The organism is Microbacterium sp. Z6_144 (assembly GCF_057197625.1).
The window spans coordinates 295,979-312,934 of record NZ_JBXVPT010000001.1 but is presented as its reverse complement, the minus strand read 5'-3'; the positions used below and the strand labels follow the sequence as shown (position 1 = coordinate 312,934).

Genomic DNA, 16,956 nt, shown 5'->3' with positions numbered 1-16,956 from the left:
CATGGTCCGACCGCATTGTCGGACAGTGGGGCAATCTTACACAGGAGGTTTCAACGGGTATATATAAATTCGGTCACGATCGGGTTGCTGCCCGCATGCGCGCCCGGAGGGCGGCCGTGGCCGGCTCGTCGACCGCGACGCCCTCGGGATCCTCGGCCGGGTCTCCCGTCACCACGACGCCGTAGAGGCGCGCAGCACCCTCGATGGTGACGTACTCGTCGCGGACGTCGACGCGCACCCGGTCGGGGTCGCGCCCGAGCGGGTCGCCCCACCCACCGGCGCCATTGGTGATGTAGCGGAGCACCGAGTTCGGGGTGCTGACGTTCGCCGACGAGAACGGGTAGTGATATCGGCCGTCGCGTGATGGCGCGTGCGTGTCCGGGTCCAGCACACCCGCCCACGGCGTGCCGTTGCGGAAGGAGTCGGGCCCGGTGGCCGGAGCGTCGCGCGCCCCGTCGCTCGTCGGCGGATAGATCCACACCCCACCGTTCACCCCGCTGCCGCCGCCGTAGACCCCGAAGCCCGTGACCGACTTGTGCCGCAGTTCGATGATGGAGTGCGCCGCATCGGTCAGCCACAGCGTGTCGCGGAGCATCGCGTTGCCGCCCCGGTGGAACCCCGGCCCCGCGGTGTCGGGGACGGGCTCGTGACGGAGCATCACGACCGGACTGTCCTTCTCCACGGCTTCGACCGACGGGGCCACGCCGTTGGCCAGGTACGACATGCACTGCGTGTCGGCGTCGCCGTGGCGGTTCGCGCCGAACGGTCCGATCTCGCCGCCGCACTGCATGGCCGACACCCACGGGGTGCCGTTCGGCCACGCACCGAACGCCGTGTGCAGGTTCGTGCCGGCGCGGTCACCGGCGATCGCCCGGTCGCCCATCGCCTTCTCCAGCGCCATGAGCGCGGTCGCAAGAATGACCTGGCTCTGCTCGAAGTAGAGGAACACCGCCCCATCCGGCGGCAGCGCCGAGACGACGCTGCCCTCCGGGATAACGATGTCGATGTTGCGGAACAGGCCGGAGTTGAAGCGGCCGCGCGGGTCGAAGTTGTACTTCAGGGCGACCCCGATGGCGGTCTTGACCTCCCACACGGTGGCGTTGATCGACGTGCGCGCCTGGCGGTGCGTGCCCGACAGGTCGACCTCGATGCGGTCGCCGCGCTTGCGGATGGCCACGTGCACGGGGTACGACTCGGTGTCGTCGATGCCATCGCAGTCCACCCCGTGCTCGGCCTCCCAGTCGCCGTCGGGAAGCTCCGCCATCCCCACGGCCATCCGCTCGGCGGCGACGTCGGTCGCGTACCGCATGGCGCCGTGGAACGCCGGCAGTCCGTAGCGGTCGATGGACTCGTTCACGAGCGTCTCGCCGAGCTCCAGGCTCGAGCACACCGTCAGCATGTCGGGGTAGAGCACCTCGGCCATGCGCACGTTGTCGAAGATGACGCTCCAGTTCTCGGGCACGTTGACGCCCTCGCTCACCAGCAGCCGAGGCGACAGGACGAGACCGTTCTCGAAGACGTTCTGTTTGGTCGCGCTGAACCCGCCGGGGACGGTGCCGCCCATGTCGAGCTGGTGCGCATTGAGCGTCACGAACGCGACGATGCGGCCCTCGCGGAACACGGGGCGGGTGAACACGAGGTCGTTGTTGTGGTTACCCGTGCGGTACGGGTCGTTGCCGATGAGCACGTCGCCCGGCCGCAGCCGGCCGACACCGAACTCTCCGACCATGTTCGGCACGGCGTCGATCGTCGTGCCGGCCATCAGCACGATGCCGTTGCTGGCGGCGGGGACCGGATAGTCGAGCTCGGGCGGGCCGGCGATCGTGCACGCGAGGTCGTAGAAGTCGCGCAGCACCGGCGAGAAGGCGCCGGTCAGCAGGCGCGCACTCATGTGCTCCACGAGGTAGTCGAAGCGGTTGCCGAGCACCGTGGCGGTGTAGCGGTCGCAGTCGTAGCGGTCGCGGAACGCCGCGACGTCGAGGTCGCGGAGGAGCGTGCGCCTCTGCGGTGCGGTGTCGATGGTGCTCACGCGGTCCTCCCCGAGGTGATGACGATTTCTCCGCAGCGGCCGATGACCGCCGTCTGGCCCGGCATGAGGAACGTGGTGCTGAGCTCCTCTCGGATGACGGCGGGTCCGGTGACGGTCGCCCCCACCTCGAGAGCTTCGCGTCGGTACCACTCCGCCTGGATGGGCTGCTCGGTGAGGTACTCGAGGGTCACCGTGCCCTCGGGTGTCGCCGGGAACGACTCGCGTGCGGCAGCGGGCGTGTACTCGACCTTCTCGGCCGGCACGACGATCTCCACGCGGTAGGTCACCCCCTCCACGGGGAATCCGTCGAAGCGGTTGCCGTTGCGGGATTCGTACGTGTCGTGGAAGCCGGCGACCACGTCGAGGATCGACTCCGCGCTGATCGGCCCGTCGGGGATGCCCACGAACGGGGTCTCCCAGCTCTGCCCGACCAGGCGCCCGTCGAAGCTCCGGCGCACGGGCAGACCCTCGGCCGCGTCGCCGAGGCGGCCGCGCAGCCGGGCCTCCATCGCGTCGTACACGGCGGCGATCTGATCGGCCGAGTCGGGCGAGAAGACGACGTACGCGCTCTCGGATTCGTGGAACACCTGGTCGGTGGAGAGGAGCCCGAGGGCGGAGAACAGCCCCGGATGCGGCGGAATCACGATTTCGCGGAGCGGAAGGAGGTCCAGCGCCGCGGGCAGCAGCATCCCACCGGCGGCGCCGTACGCCATGAGCGAGAAGTCGCGCACGTCCACGCCGTGGCGGACCGCGACGTTGAGGATCTCCTCGGCCATGTGTGCCACGGCGAGCCGGTAGGCCGTGCTGACGCGCTCGGCGAAGGGGATCGGGGTTTCCAGCGCATCGAAAGCGCGGCGGGCGGCGGCGAAGTCGAGTGTGAGCTCGCCCCCCGCGAACCCGTCGGGGTCGAGGATGCCGATGAGCAACGCGGCGTCCGTCACCGTCGGTTGCGCGCCGCCGCGGCCGTAGCAGGCGGGTCCGGGCTCGGCGCCCGCACTGCCCGGACCGACAAGGATGCCGCCGGCCGACGACACGGTGACCAGGCTTCCCCCGCCCGCGCCGACGCTGGAGACCTCGGTCGACAGCGCGTTGATGATGAGGTCATGCTCGATCTCGAAGGTGTTCTGCACGAACGGCTTGTCGTCGATGATGATCGACACGTCGGTGGACGTGCCGCCGACGTCGGCGCACAGGATGTTCGAGCGGCCGATCGCCCGGCCGAGATGCCCGCTGGAGACCGTGCCCGCTGCCGGGCCGGCGAAGAGGATGCGGAAGGGCCGCTGCAGCGCCTCCTCCCACGGCAGGAGGTTGGCCGCGCAGTCGGCGAAGTTCAGCTGGCCACCGAATCCGAGGCCGGAGAGGTCGTCGTTCAGTCGCGTGGCGTAGTCGCCGAACAGCAGCTTCATGATGACGTCCACCACGGTGGTGGAGGATCGCTCGTACTCCTTGGCGAGCGGCGAGGTGGCCGAGGAGATCGACACCTCGATGTCGTCGCCGAGCACCTCGCGGGTGAGTTCGCGTAGTCGCTGCTCGTGCGCGGGGTTCACGTACGCGTTGATCAGGCAGATCGCGACGCCCTCGACGTGGCATTTCGCGAGGATCTCCAGCTCGTGCCGGGCCTGCGCCTCGTCGAGCTCGAAGAGCACCTCACCCTGCGCGGTCATCCGCTCGCGCACACCACGGCGGAGGTAGCGCGGGATGAGCGGCCGCGCCGCGTCACCGAACGTGCGGCGCCACGACGGGTCGGTCTGCGCATCCAGCGGCCGGTGCACGGAGCCGCGGTCGAGGAGGTCCCGGAAGCCGTCGGTCGTCAGGAGCCCCACCTTCGGCAGGCGGCGCTCGAGCACCGCGTTCAGGCCCATCGTGCTGGCGTGGTTGAACACCGCGCTCCGATCGACCCCCAGTCGCCGGGCGCCTTCGATGACCGATCCGGCCGGGTCGGTACGTCCGCTCGGAACCTTGGTCACCTCCACCCGGCCGTCGCGGATGGACACCACGTCGGTGAAGGTGCCGCCGACGTCGACCCCGATCATCGGGTTCCTCCCGACAGGCCCTCGACGGTCGTCCCCAGCGGCACGAAGCTGCCGAGCGCCGGCGCCTTGGTGCGCTCGACGGAGTGGAGGCAGTCCTGGCACTTCACCGCATCCCACCAGCCGCCCTCGCTCAGCACCCGGTAGCGGCGCAGATCGCCGCTCCCGCACGCGGGGCATTCACCGGCTATGGCGACGCGCTCGACGGAAAGCGTCGCCGTCTGAGGACGGCGGAAAGTGTGCATTCGAATTCTCCCTCGAAGTCGAACGGAGCGCCCGCGCTCGGGATTTCGGCCGGGTGCGCTCACCAAGTGGGATTATCGTACGACAATCAGACATCGACGCAAGGGGGAGTTCGAGGATGAACGACGAGACGGTCGCAGACCGCGCGGAATGGCCGGGCGCGCGACGATTCGAGGGGCGTGTGGCCGCCGTCACGGGCGCGGCTCAGGGCATCGGGCACGCCGTCGCTGATCGCCTGCGCGCCGAGGGCGCGGTGGTGTACGCCCTGGATCGCTCGGCCGACACCCTCGAACGTGCCTGGGGCGGGGCATCCGGAGTCATCCCCCTCGCCACGGACGTCGGCGACAGCGGGGCGGTGAATGCCGCCTTCGCCCGCATCGAGGCCGACCACGGGCGGCTCGACGCGCTCGTGACCGCCGCCGGCATCGCGGATGCCCCGTGGCGGCTGACGGAGCGCGGCGGCGACCCCGATCCGTCCACGATCGACGACGAGGCGTGGGACCTCGTCATCCGCGTCAATCTCACCGGCACGTTCTACTGCGTGCGCGCGGCACTGCCGCTGATCCGCCGGGCCGGGGAGCGGGGCGGTGCGATCGTCACGATCTCCAGCGTCGGCGCGCTCGCGCCCTACCCCCTCCAAGCCGCGTACCCGGCGTCGAAGGCAGGGGTGCTGGGGATGACGCGGGCCATCGCCGCGCTCGTGGGACGCGAGAACATCCGCGTCAACGCGGTGGCCCCCGCAGCCACCCGCACCGCGATGCTGCCGCAGGACGAAGAGCTGCTGGACTCGCTCGTACAGCTGCAGCCCATCCCGCGGGTCGTGCCCCCGTCGGAGATGGCAGCCACCATCGTCTACCTGTGCTCGGACGAGGCGCAGTTCATCACGGGTCAGACCATCAACGTCAACGGCGGCATGGTGATGTGACGTACGCCGCCGCGCGGGCGGCCGGACACGTCAGGATGCGGCGGCGGCGCGGCTGCTGTTGCGGTTTACACCCTGGTGCACTTTCGTGCGTGCTAGCGTTTCTCGCGCCGGAGGCCCTCCGGTATCCCCCCCCCCCCCCCGGGTCTGTGAGGTTCTTCGTGTCTGAATCTGTATCTCTTCCTGTCACCGACGGCCGCCTAGGGAGCCGCAGCGTTGCCCGCATCGGGTACGGCAGCATGCGACTGGAAGCTTTCCGCGGCCGCCCGGCCGCAGGTGCTGCCGTTCTCCGGCGGGTGCTCGAGCTCGGGGTCGATCACATCGACACGGCTTACTTCTATGGCGAGGGGTTCGTCAACAACCTGATCCGCGAGGAAGTGGTGCCGCAAGAGCGGGCCGTGATCGCGACGAAGGTCGGAGCTGTACCCGACCCTCAGGCGGCGCCGATCCCGTTGCGTCCGGCACAGAAGCCAGCCGAACTGCGCCAGGGCGTTGAGGACAATCTTCGGAGCCTGGGAGTGGATCGGCTGGACCTCGTCAACCTCCGCCGGCTCGACGTCGCACCCGGTATCACCGCAGCGGGAGACCAGGTGGTGGACCTGGACGACCAGCTGGCCGTACTGACAGAGATGAGAGACGAGGGGAAGATCGATGGCATCGGGCTCAGCGGGGTGACCGCGGAAACGGTCCGGCGCGCTTTGCCCGTCGGGATCGCCTGCGTCCAGAACTCCTACAGCGTCGTCAATCGTCAGTTCGAAGACGTCCTTCAGGTCTGCCTCGAGAACGAAATCGCGTGGGTGCCGTTCTTCCCTCTTGGCGGCGGCTTGCCGGGAGCCGGAAACGTGGTGCACCACCCGGCCGTCCTCGCCGCCGCTGAGCACCTTGGCGCCACCCCCGGTCAGGTTGGCCTGGCATGGCTGCTGCACCATGCGCCGAACACGCTCCTCATCCCCGGCACGACCACAGTCGGTCACCTGGAAGAGAACGTCGCCGCCGGCGACCTCATCATCCCGCCGGCGACCATGGTTGAACTCGACGCCATCTGACGGGGCAGCTGCAGCGGGCTGCCCCCTCAGCCCAGCCGCGGCCGGATTCAGGAAGATGCCCGGATCAGGCGGGATTCTGCTGGAACGGGCCTGATCCGGGCACTTGTCCTGACGTCAGCGCGGGCGCTGCGTCAGGACGCGCGGGGGCTGCGTCAGGATGCGGCGGCTGCGCGGCTCTCCTGCGGGCGGCGGGCGTGGGCGGCAAGGGTCTCGAGGACCTTCGCGACGTCGCCGGACTCGTAGCCCGCCACGATCGCGGAGTGATCGTCGAGGAGCTTGGACGTGGCTTTCGTCGACTGGCGGATGGTGCGCAGCTCGAGCGACGGGAGGCGGAGGCCCTTGTAGGTCTCGGTCAGGATGACGCTGCCGGCGAGCGTCACGATGTACTCGTGGAAGGCCGCGTTGGAGCGGATCCAGCCTTCGGGGTCGGTGAACTCGTCGTCGTTCACGTACTCGAGCGTGGCCTCCATGAGACGGCGCAGCTCGGCGAGTTGGTCCTCCGCGAGCCGCCCGACCGTCTGCGAGGCGGCGCCGACCTCGATCGCCAGCTTGGCGGCGTAGTAGTCGAAGATCACCTGGTCGGGCACGGGCTCGACCTCGAAGCTCGCTCCCGAGCGGCGGACGAGGCCCTCGTCCACGAGGGCGACCAGCGCGCGGAACGCCCGCCCGATCTCGATCTCGAGCGTCTCGGCGATGACCTCAGCATCCAGCGGGACCGACTCGTCGGTGACGGTGTTGACCACGTAGTCGCGCACGGCGCGCAGCGCCGCGGAGTCGGGCGCGGTCTCCATCGTCCCGAACGACCCGCGGAAGTATGCCAGCGGGTTGCCGGGGTGGGACGTGACCCGCACGACACGGGCGAGGAAGACCAGGTGCGTTCCGCCGCGGACGGAGTCCTCGACGACGCACTCGAACTGCGCGATCGAGCCCGCCAGCAGCGGGGCGCCGCCGTGACCGCGCTCGAAGGCCACCGACTGGAACTTGTCGTCGCCCTTGCTCGCGAACCTCTGCGCGATGGGGGCGGAGTCTTCGGCGAGGACGTTCACGGCGAAGGTTCCCGTGCGGGTGATGGCCTGGGCGGTGGAGGAGGTGACGTTCAGGCAGATGAGGATCATCGGCGGTTCGTCGGAGAGGGAGCTGACGGCGCTGGCGGCGGCACCGAAATCGACGTCGTCCTCGCGCGTGGTGATGACCGTCACGCCACTGGCGAACCGGCCCATGACGTCGCGGAACTCCCACTTCGACGGCGGCTCGATCAGGGTGTCGGGGGTGTTCATCGTCACGCTCCTTCGCGTCTTCGATCGCGACCGCATGGCCACGTTAGCGATGATAGCTATTGGTTACACCACATACAACTATCTTGCCCTGACGGTATAGTACTGTCTGACAATTTGGACGAAGAGGTTCGAAGAAAGGGCACTCCGATGCGACTCATCCCCGGCAGATCAGGATCGGCCTCCGGCCGCGCGAGCGGCACATTCACCGGCGAGGTGTGGATGGACGGCGTCATCACCGACCAGCCCGAGGTGAAGATCAACAACGTGATCTTCACTCCCTGCGCGCGCACCTACTGGCACCACCACTCGCAGGGCCAGATCCTGCAGGTGTTCCGCGGCAAGGGCCTCGTGTGCGGAGCCGACGGCCAGCCGCGCGTGATCACCGAGGGCGACACCGTGTGGATCGAGCCCGGCGAACGCCACTGGCACGGCGGCACGGCCGACTCCCTCATGGGGCACACCGCCATCACGCTCGGCGACACCGTGTGGCTCGAAGAAGTGTCCGAGGCCGACTACGACGCGGCACAGCAGGTGGAAGGAACGCGATGACGGATCGGTTCGCGCCCGCCGCCCCGGAGCTTTCCGGCGAGGCGCGGGACGAACTCATCGCGGTCGTCGGAGCGGAGAATACCCTCTTCACCGAGGAGGAGCGCGACACCTACCGCGACCCGTACTGGTTCCAGGAGGACCGCACGTACGACTCGTGCGGCGCGGTCTTCCCCGCGAACGTCGACGAGCTGCAGGAGATCGTCCGCATCGCCGGGCGCCACGGCATCCCGGTGTGGACGTCGTCCCAGGGCCGCAACAACGGCTACGGCGGTCCGTCGCCCCGGGTGAGCGGGTCGCTCCTCATCGGACTGCGCCGGATGAACCGCATCCTGCATATCGACACCGAACTCGCCTACGCCGTCGTGGAGCCGGGCGTCCGCTGGCTCGACCTGCACGCGGCGCTGCACGAGCTCGGCGACGAGCTCATGCTCTCCGTGCCGGATATCGGGTGGGGGTCGATCATCGGCAACTCGCTCGACAACGGCATGACCTACCTGCCGCTCGGGAGCGACTACCAGGCGCCCACCGGCATGGAGGTCGTGCTCGCCGACGGGTCGCTGATGCGCACCGGGATGGGCGCGATCCCCGACAGCAAGTCGTGGCACCTGTTCAAGCGCGGCCTCGGGCCGACGCTGGACCCCCTGTTCACGCAGTCCAACTACGGCATCGTCACGCGCATGGGCGTGTGGCTGCAGCGGCGCCCGCGGTACTACATGCCGCTGTACCTGTCGGTGCCGCGCGACGGTCAGCTGGGCCAGGTGGTCGACATCATCCGTGAGCTGCGCCTGGACGGCGTCATCCGGGGTGTGCCGAACCTGCAGAACCTCATCACGATGGGTACGCAGTTCCCCGAGCACATGGGCATGTTCCCCGGTGCCGATCCGACCTGGTCCGAGGAGCGCCTGGACGAACTCGCGGATGCCACCGGCATCGGCCGCTGGGGCGTGCGCACCGCGCTGTGGGGCGACGAGCCGGTGGTCGAGCACCACCTCTCCCGCATCCGCGAGGCCTGGTCGGCCGTCGAGGGCGCGCGGGTCGACGTGCTCGGCCGGTTCACTCCGGCGAACTGGGGCGAGATCTCCACGTTCATGCAGCGGATCTCCGCCGGCATCCCCTCGATGGACATGATGGAGCAGATGCCCGACTGGGTCGGTCACGTCGGTTTCTCGCCCGTCGTGCCGCTGCAGGGCGACGAGGTCGTGCGTGTGATCGACCGGATCAAGGAGCGCGTCGTGGCGCGGACGGGCGCGAACTTCGTGTGCGCGATCTTCCCCACCAACGACCGCAGCGCCATGATCGTCAGCGCCATGAGCTTCGATCGCCGGGATGAGGCGCAGGTGCGGGCGACCTTCGACACCGTTCGCGATCTCATCGCCGAAATCGGCGAGATGGGCTACGGGGAGTACCGCGCGCATCTGGACTTCATGGACGCCGCCAGCGAGCAGTACTCGTTCGGCGACCACGCCTACCGCCGGTTCGCCGAGGCGATCAAGGACGCCGTCGACCCCCAGGGGATCCTCTCCCCCGGCCGGCACGGCATCTGGCCCGCTCAGTATCGCGCCTGACCCGGAGGCGCGTCGGCCGTCGGCTCGTCGGCGTCGGCGGCTGCCGCCGGTCAAAACTCAGGAGATTCGGCACTCCCGGCGCCGCAGAACGCCCTCCGCCCGGCGTGTCTCCTGAGTTTTGAACCACACGTCGCGCGCCCGGCTGGGTCGCAGCCCACCGCCCGTCGCGACCCCGGCCGGCGGCCCCGCCACGCCGGCACCCCCGGCGGCGGGCGCCCCCCGACACCGTTCAAAACTCAGGAGATTCGGCACTCCCGGCGCCGCAGAGCGCCCTCCGCCCGGCGTGTCTCCTGAGTTTTGAACGGCAGAAGCGGGTCAGTGGTCGAAGACGATGACTCCGCAGACGTCCTCGAGCGACCCGGACCGGTCGCGCGCCGAGTCGAGCTCGGACAGCGGGTAGGTGCGGGTGAGGATGGGCGCGGGGTCCAGCCGCCCGCGCTCGAGGAGGCCGGCGTAGCGCTGCAGGTCGCTGCGCATGTGCAGCTGCCCGTTCTGCGAACTCAGGATGCGGCGGCTCTGCAGCGCGGTCTCCACCTGCGGGAGGGTGAGCTGCGCGCCGCCGAGCTCGAATCCGGTGAGCACGGTGCGTCCACCCCGGCGGGTCGCCTCGACGGCGAGACGCTGGGATGCGGTCGGCCCGGCCGCCTCGAGTCCCACATCAACACCCCGGCCGCCCGTGAGATCGCGGATAGCGGCCACGGCGTCGACGTCCAACGGGTCGATGACGTGGTCGGCGCCCATGTCGGCCGCGAGCAGACGCCGACCCTCATGCGGCTCGACGACGACGACCGTTCCGGCTCCGGCGAGGCGTGCAGCCTGCAGCATCCAAAGGCCCAGGTGCCCGGCGCCGACGATCGCGACGGACTCGCCGGGGGCCAGCTGCGCCACGTTCTCGACCGAGCCGACGCCCGTGCTGACGCCGCATCCGAGGAGCGAGAGAACCTCGGAGGACAGGTCGGACTCGACGGGGAAGACCTGGTTGCCGGAGATCGACATGTACTCGGCGTAGCCGCCGACGCATCCCGCGCAGGAGATGAGCGCGCCGTCGGCGCCGCGGGCGATGTCGGGGTAGATGCCGCCGAGGTCGAACAGCTCGGAGCACTGCCACGGCTCCCCGATGGAGCAGTAGTAGCAGCGGCCGCACTCCGGGGTACCCGGCACGACGACGCGCTGGCCGACGGAGACACCACGCACGTCGGCGCCCACCTCCACGACCTCGCCGATGGAGGCGTGACCGAGGATGGTCGGCGGGATCTTGTAGAGCTGACCCTTCCAGTTCTTGACATCCGTCGAGCAGAACGGGCTCGCGTGGGTCTTCACGAGGACTCGGGTGGGATCCAGCGGCAGCATCTCCACCTGCTCGATCGAGAACGGCTCGCTGATCTGCCGCAGGACTCCGGCCGCACCGAAAACGCTCATCACTCCTCCACGGGGTACTTCTCGAACGCCGCACGGATCGCCTGCTGGCGCCCGTCGACGATGTGCCACCAGTCGGGGTGGGTCACGGCGTACAGGTCGTCGTTGCGGATGGCGCGGGTCACGATCCGACCGGCATCGATCGGGTCGATCCACCGCAGGTCGCCGGCCGGCCCCTCGGAGATGTCGACGTCGGCGAGCGCCCCGCCCTGGCCGCCGGGGCGGTTGCGCAGGCTCGCCTTGATGTTGGTGCGCACCGTGCCGGGCGCGAGAAGCGTGACGTGCACGTTCGCGTCGTCCTCGGCGAGCTCGAGGGCGAGAGCCTCGGTGAGCGCGGCGACCCCGTACTTGGTCACGGCGTAGGCGCCGGCCCGCGACATCGGGGAGAACGACGCCATCGATCCCGTGTTGACGATGTGCCCGCCATCCGGATTCGCCAGCAGCCGCGGCAGGAACGTCGAGACGCCGTGGATGACACCCCACAGGTTCACGTCGACGAGGAAACGCCAGTCGTCCAGCGTCATCTCGGCCATGCGCGCGAGGGGTCCGACGCCGGCGTTGTTCACGACGATCCCCACCGAACCGAACCGCTCGACCACCTCGTCGGCCAGCGCCTCCACGCTGGCGGGGTCGCTGACGTCGGCGCGGATGCCGGTGGCCCCGATCTCCGCGGCCGTCGTCTCCAGCGCGCCGCGCTCGACGTCGGCGATCACCACCGTCGCGCCTTCGGCGATCAACTGCTCGGCGATTCCCCGGCCGATGCCCGAGGCGCCGCCGGTGACGACGGCGACGCGACCCTGGATGCTGGTCATCTCAGTTCCCGTGTTCGAAGATGCCGACCGGGTCGTGCTCGCGGCGGATGTCGCGCAGCCGCAGGGCGTTCTCCTTCGACCACAACCGGTTCTGGAAGATCTCGGCGGTGGGATGCCCCGCCCAGTTGTAGTTCACTTCGGCGCCGCTGTACGTGGTCAGGCGGTCGCGGATGGCGTAGCCGGCGGCCTCGACGACCTCCCACGGTGCGATGCCGTCGATGGGCACGCCCAGGACGAGCAGCGTGAACGGCTCCTTGCGGCCGCCGATGGCGCTCGGATACTCGGGGTCACGCGCGAGTGCGCCACCGTGGTAGCGCACCTCGACCGTGGCCAGCGGGGAGGCGACGCCGCCGCCGGCGTTCTCCACCAGCACGTCGAGCAGCGCGTGGTCGACCTTTCCGAGGAAGTCGCCCCACTCCCACAGCGGCAGCGGGTCGGTGGGCTCGGAGTGGATCTCGGCGATCCGGTCGCTGGGGAGGATGCCGACGGTGTCGACGACGCCGGGCCCCGCGATCTCGCGCCACGAGGCGAAGATGGCCTCGCCCCGCTCGGCGAGCTCGTCGTTCGTGGCGCCCACCTCGACGTACGCGAAGCGAACGTGGAAGACCGTCGCGCCGCCCAGCGGTGCGGGCAGGGTCGGCGGAAGCCGCAGGATCGCGAACGACGTGTTGGCCGAGTCCGGGAGACCCGGCACCCAGTCCAGCCACGCGTGGGCGAGGCGCTCGATGTCCTCCTCGGCGTAGAAGATCCCGCCGCCGTACACGAACGGCATCCGCGGGGCTTCGACGGTCATCTCGGTGACGACGCCGAGTCCGACCTTGCCGCCGCGGAGCGCCCAGAACAGGTCGTCGTTCTCGGTGGGGGTGGCCACGAGCACGTCGCCGTTGCCGTCGACTACGCGGAAGCCGCGCACCCAGTCGCCCGCCATGCCCAGCGTCCGCCCGAGCGGGCCGATGCCGCCTCCGAGAACAAGGCCGACGGCGCCGACGGTCTTCGCCGAGCCCGTCACCGCGCCGAGGCCTGCGGCGTGAAGGTGCGGGACGATGTCCTGCCACGTCAGGCCGGCACCGAGGGTGAACCGTGCATTCTCGGCGTCGACGACGAGGCTGTCCAGGCGGCTGGTCTTCAGCATCACCCCGGAGTCGAGCTGGCGGTACGCGCCGTGCCCCGTGGCCTGAGGATGAACGGTCGTGCCCTGCGCGCGCGCCCACCGCACGACGGTCTGGACCTCTGCCTCGTCGGCGGGGGTCACCACCAGGTCGGGGTTGTTGGGTGAGAGCAGGTTGAATCCGCCGATCTCGACGGCGAATCCCTCTTCGCCGCGGAGGTAGACCGTGCCGGAGATCGCGGCGCGGAGTTCGTCGACGGCGCTGTCGAGTGGGGCTCCCATGTCAGTCCTTTCGTCTGTTCGCCGGCCAGATGCCGTGCCGGCCCGGTGAGAGGATGCCGCGCGGGTCGACGGCGTCCTTGATGCGCTCCACGAACCGTCGGTACGCGAAGTCGTTGAATGAGTACTGCTCGGCGGCGAGGTCCATGAAGTCCAGGTGCGCGCGGTACTCGCCGTAGCCGAGCTTCCCGGCCTCCCGCACCATGGTCTTCACCGTCGAGTAGGCGGTGCGGGACTGCTCTTCATCGGATGCATCGAAGGCCAGGCCGCTCACCACGATCGCGCTGCGCTCGCTGGACACGCAGATGCCGACGACGAAGTTCACGCCCGCCTCGCGCACGACGATGTCTTCGAGGAGATCGACGACCTTGCGGATGGCGGCGCCCTGCAGCGGTACGGCCGGGGAGAACCCCACGTGCCCGACGTTGTCGGGCATCGCCTCGAGCATGTCCAGGCTCGGGATGCCGCCCTGCACCTTGTCGACGAAGTGCTCGATCTGGTCCCACTCGTCGTGGCGGTAGGTGCGGGCGTGGTCCACCCGCGAGCCTTCGATTGCCGACCACGCCTGTTCGATCATCTCGACATGGCGGGCCACGACCGCCGCATCCCCCCACACCGCCGTGCGCATGCCCCACCGGCCGACTCCGGTGAGATCGGCGATCTCATCGAGCTTGTCGGAGCTGAGGGTCTTGTCCGCGCCCTGCATCTTGCCCAGGAGCTCGGGGAAGTGCGAGGCGAGGGTCACGGTGTTCTGCATGACCGGAACGCCCCGGATGACCCCGGCCAGCCGCAGCTCGCGGAGGATGTCGATGGCCTGCTCCAGCTGCGAATCCCGCGGCACGGTCAGGAAGAGGGGCGCGTACGCGTCGGGCTTGCGCATGAGCCAGTAGCCCATGCGGGTGACGATGCCGAAGTTGGACTGCACGAACAGGGGGTCCAGCACCGGGCCGAGCCCTCGCTTGTACACGTGCCACGCCGGGGAGTCGGGGATGGCGCCCATGCCGGTGCGCAGGAGCGACCCGTCGGCGAGCACCACCTCCATGCCGGTGGGCGCCTGCCAGTCCATGCCGAGCGGCAGGTAGGTGACGCCGCTGTCCATGGTGTTGCCGATGACCGATCCCCACCCGAGGTCGGGCACGGAGACGAGCAGGTCGTACCCGGCCTCCTCGATGGCGGCGTGCAGCTCGATCCACGTCACGCCGGGCTCGACCACCGCGTAGGCGAGTTCGTCGTTGATCTCGAGCACGCGGTTCATGCGGCGAAGGCTCACGAGAACCGAGCCCCGCACACGCGGCGACGGTCCGCCGTAGCCGTTGTTGCGCCCCTGCGACGACGTCCACAGCGGCACGCCGAGGTCGTTCGCGATGCGGACGACGGCCTGCACCTCCTCCGTGGAGGACGGATACAGCACGGCGGAGGAGTCGTACGTGCGATCTTCGGCCAGCCAGTACGGATCGCGGTACTCGTCGCGGCCCGCTTCATCGACCACGACGGCGTCGTCGCCGAGCGCGTCGCGGAAACGCTGCTCGGCTTCGGCGCTCAGGGTGTAGCCGTCTTCGCGGGCCGCGATGCTCATCGCCCGGCTTCCTCGGCGAGGATGGGGGCGGCCTCCAGCAGGCCGTGGATGCCGAGGGTCGCGGCGATCTCCATGACCTCGATGAGCTCCTGTGCCGTCGCGCCATAGCCCACCGCGTTCTGCAGGTGGAGCTTCAGCCCCGACGTGTACAGGTGCGTCGCGGCGGTGTCGAAGGCGATGTAGATGAACTCCTTGACCTTCGGCTCGAGCGGGCCACTCACCCACGGCACGGAGGAGAACTCGGTGTACGCGTCGAAGAACTCCGGCGCGAGCTCGAGGATCTCGTTCCAGAAGTCGTGCCAGTAGCCGCGCTTCTCGGTGAAGTCGGCCTTGAGCTTCTCCTGGTACTCCGTCAGCGGGGCCGACTCGGTACGGATGCCGGCCTCCTCGAGCACCTCGACGAGGATGGGCACGCCGATGTTCATGGCGTGGATGCCCAGCGTCGCGCAGCATTCGAGCACCTCCATGATCTCGGCCGGCGTCGCGCCGGCCTCGAGCGCGCGGCGGATGTGGCCGCGCACCGGCGGGAGGTAGAGGTGGGTGGAGTTGGCCGCGACGGCCAGGCGGATGAAGTGACGCACCTTCTCGGGGAGCGCCCCGGTGCGGTCGGGGACGGAAGCCAGGCGGCCGTAGGCGGAGAGGAACTCCGCGTCGAGGTCGAGCACGGCCTGCAGCCGCCCGTCCCATCCGCCGAGGGTCTCTTCGACCTCGCTGCGGATCTGCTGGCGGCGTTCGGCGTCGGTCATTCCTGAACTCCTTCGTCCGTCGGGGAGGCCTTCGCGGCGCGCAGCCAGCGGGCGACCTCGGTGTGGTCGGCACGGGGGCCGAGATCTTCGGATGCGGTGGCCCAGTGCGCCACGGCCGCATCGCTCAGTTCGTGCGGCACGCCCAGACGCTCGGCGAGCCCCGTGGCGATCTTCATGTCTTTGAGCATCAGGCTGAGACCGAACCCGGAGTTGTAGCCCTCCCCCACGATGAAGTTCGGCCACTTGTGCTCGGTGGACCCGCTCCGCCCGCTCGAGCGGTTGATCGCCTCGAGCATGACGTTCGGGTCGAGGCCGAACGCCATTCCCGTGAGCATCGCCTCGCTCGTCACCCACAGGTGGGCGGCGGACATGAGGTTGTTGATGGCCTTGAGCGCGTGACCCGCGCCGATGGCGCCGACGTGCGCGGGCCGGCCGAGCACGTCGAACACGGGCGTGGCCTCGGCGACGTCGGTGGCGTCCCCGCCGACCATGATCGTGAGCGTGCCCTTCTCGGCGCCGCCGACACCCCCCGACACGGGGGCGTCGATGAGACGGGCACCGCCGGCGGCCACGGCCTCGGCGAGGGCGCGCGTGCGCAGCGGCTCCGACGAACTCATGTCGACGAAGAGGGTGCCGGCGGGGGCGGCGGCGAGGAGTCCGTCCGGGCCGAGCACCGCGGCATCCACGATGTCGGAATTGGGCAGCATCAGGATGACGATCTGGGCGTCGCGGACGACGTCGGTCGCCTGCTCCACGGCCTCGCCGCCCGCGGCGGAGAAGCGTTCGCGTGCTGACTCGGCGATGTCGAAGCCGACCACGCGGTGCCCGGCCTCGACCAGCCGACGGGCCATGGGCGTTCCCATGTTCCCGAGGCCGACGAAACCGACCGTGGAGGCGCTCACAGTTCGCCCGCCGCCTTCATCTCCTCGAGCTTCGCCTCCGCGATGCGGAAGGACTCCAGCGACGCCGGCACGCCGACGTAGATGGCGACCTGCATGAGCGCTTCCTGGATCTCCTCGGGGGTGACGCCGTTGCGGATCGCGCCGCGGACGTGCACGCCGAGCTCGTGACCCCGGTTGAGCGCCGACAGCATCGCGAGGTTCAGCAGGCTCCGCGTTCGGCGGTCCAGCCCCGGGCGGGTCCACACCGCGCCCCAGCAGTACTCGGTGACGAGCTCCTGGATGGGGCGGGAGAACTCCGTGACCTGACCCAGCGAACGGTCCACGTGCGCGGTGCCGAGCACCTCGCGACGCACCTGGAGGCCCGCCTCGTAGGTCTCGCGTCGGGTGGGGTCTTCGTTATCGGTCATGTCGCTGATATTTCCTGTTCTGGAGGGAGTCGAGGTGGGGAGCGGGAGC

General features: G+C 69.6%; 15 protein-coding genes. 4 read left to right on the top strand and 11 right to left on the bottom strand.

Annotation, left to right across the window (positions count from 1 at the left end; genetic code table 11):
- Positions 1-73: 73 nt before the first annotated feature.
- The 3 genes from AC2DGY_RS01470 to AC2DGY_RS01460 are packed head-to-tail and all read right to left on the bottom strand — an operon-like array spanning position 74 to position 4,304.
- Entirely contained in the window at positions 74-2,029 is a 1,956-nt protein-coding gene (locus AC2DGY_RS01470) for a hydantoinase B/oxoprolinase family protein (protein ID WP_484507926.1), read from the bottom strand.
- On the bottom strand, positions 2,026-4,062 hold the full coding sequence (locus AC2DGY_RS01465; RefSeq protein WP_484507925.1) for a hydantoinase/oxoprolinase family protein: 2,037 nt from the start codon (positions 4,060-4,062) through the stop codon (positions 2,026-2,028). The genes AC2DGY_RS01470 and AC2DGY_RS01465 overlap by 4 nt, the downstream gene beginning before the upstream one ends.
- Entirely contained in the window at positions 4,059-4,304 is a 246-nt protein-coding gene (locus tag AC2DGY_RS01460) for a hypothetical protein (RefSeq protein WP_484507924.1), read from the bottom strand. The genes AC2DGY_RS01465 and AC2DGY_RS01460 overlap by 4 nt, the downstream gene beginning before the upstream one ends.
- Before the next feature lie 116 nt (positions 4,305-4,420).
- On the opposite strand from AC2DGY_RS01460, the gene AC2DGY_RS01455 reads away from it, so the two are divergent.
- On the top strand, positions 4,421-5,227 hold the full coding sequence (locus AC2DGY_RS01455) for an SDR family NAD(P)-dependent oxidoreductase (protein WP_484507923.1): 807 nt from the start codon (positions 4,421-4,423) through the stop codon (positions 5,225-5,227).
- Positions 5,228-5,373: 146 nt separating this feature from the next.
- A complete protein-coding gene (locus AC2DGY_RS01450; RefSeq protein WP_484507922.1) occupies positions 5,374-6,270 on the top strand; it encodes an aldo/keto reductase in 897 nt (298 codons plus the stop codon).
- A 152-nt stretch (positions 6,271-6,422) separates the two neighbouring features.
- Here the strand turns inward: AC2DGY_RS01450 and AC2DGY_RS01445 are convergent, their stop codons facing one another.
- The gene (locus AC2DGY_RS01445) at positions 6,423-7,547 is read right to left on the bottom strand and encodes a flavin reductase (protein ID WP_484507921.1); all 1,125 of its coding nucleotides are present in this window, start codon (positions 7,545-7,547) and stop codon (positions 6,423-6,425) included.
- Between the two features lie 147 nt (positions 7,548-7,694).
- On the opposite strand from AC2DGY_RS01445, the gene AC2DGY_RS01440 reads away from it, so the two are divergent.
- Both AC2DGY_RS01440 and AC2DGY_RS01435 read left to right on the top strand, forming a co-directional pair.
- Positions 7,695-8,096 carry a cupin domain-containing protein gene (locus tag AC2DGY_RS01440; protein ID WP_484507920.1) on the top strand — a complete coding sequence of 134 codons (402 nt, stop codon included), beginning with the start codon at positions 7,695-7,697 and terminating at the stop codon, positions 8,094-8,096.
- Entirely contained in the window at positions 8,093-9,661 is a 1,569-nt protein-coding gene (locus AC2DGY_RS01435) for an FAD-binding oxidoreductase (protein ID WP_484507919.1), read from the top strand. Before AC2DGY_RS01440 ends, AC2DGY_RS01435 begins: the two co-directional genes overlap by 4 nt.
- A gap of 315 nt (positions 9,662-9,976) precedes the next feature.
- Here the strand turns inward: AC2DGY_RS01435 and AC2DGY_RS01430 are convergent, their stop codons facing one another.
- Genes AC2DGY_RS01430 through pcaC form a run of 7 tightly spaced genes read right to left on the bottom strand, consistent with a single transcriptional unit; the run spans position 9,977 to position 16,907 of the window.
- Positions 9,977-11,080: a zinc-binding dehydrogenase gene (locus AC2DGY_RS01430; RefSeq protein ID WP_484507918.1), complete on the bottom strand. Its 1,104-nt coding sequence runs from the start codon at positions 11,078-11,080 to the stop codon at positions 9,977-9,979.
- Positions 11,080-11,889: an SDR family NAD(P)-dependent oxidoreductase gene (locus AC2DGY_RS01425; protein WP_484507917.1), complete on the bottom strand. Its 810-nt coding sequence runs from the start codon at positions 11,887-11,889 to the stop codon at positions 11,080-11,082. The genes AC2DGY_RS01430 and AC2DGY_RS01425 overlap by 1 nt, the downstream gene beginning before the upstream one ends.
- A gap of 1 nt (position 11,890) precedes the next feature.
- Positions 11,891-13,279 carry an FAD-binding oxidoreductase gene (locus tag AC2DGY_RS01420; RefSeq protein ID WP_484507916.1) on the bottom strand — a complete coding sequence of 463 codons (1,389 nt, stop codon included), beginning with the start codon at positions 13,277-13,279 and terminating at the stop codon, positions 11,891-11,893.
- A gap of 1 nt (position 13,280) precedes the next feature.
- Positions 13,281-14,852: an FAD-binding oxidoreductase gene (locus AC2DGY_RS01415; protein WP_484507915.1), complete on the bottom strand. Its 1,572-nt coding sequence runs from the start codon at positions 14,850-14,852 to the stop codon at positions 13,281-13,283.
- Positions 14,849-15,598: a carboxymuconolactone decarboxylase family protein gene (locus tag AC2DGY_RS01410; RefSeq protein ID WP_484507914.1), complete on the bottom strand. Its 750-nt coding sequence runs from the start codon at positions 15,596-15,598 to the stop codon at positions 14,849-14,851. The genes AC2DGY_RS01415 and AC2DGY_RS01410 overlap by 4 nt, the downstream gene beginning before the upstream one ends.
- Positions 15,595-16,500, bottom strand: a complete 906-nt coding sequence (locus tag AC2DGY_RS01405; protein WP_484507913.1) for an NAD(P)-dependent oxidoreductase — start codon at positions 16,498-16,500, stop codon at positions 15,595-15,597. The genes AC2DGY_RS01410 and AC2DGY_RS01405 overlap by 4 nt, the downstream gene beginning before the upstream one ends.
- Positions 16,497-16,907, bottom strand: coding sequence for a 4-carboxymuconolactone decarboxylase (pcaC, locus tag AC2DGY_RS01400; protein ID WP_484507912.1), 411 nt, complete (start codon positions 16,905-16,907; stop codon positions 16,497-16,499). Before pcaC ends, AC2DGY_RS01405 begins: the two co-directional genes overlap by 4 nt.
- Positions 16,908-16,956 lie beyond the last annotated feature (49 nt).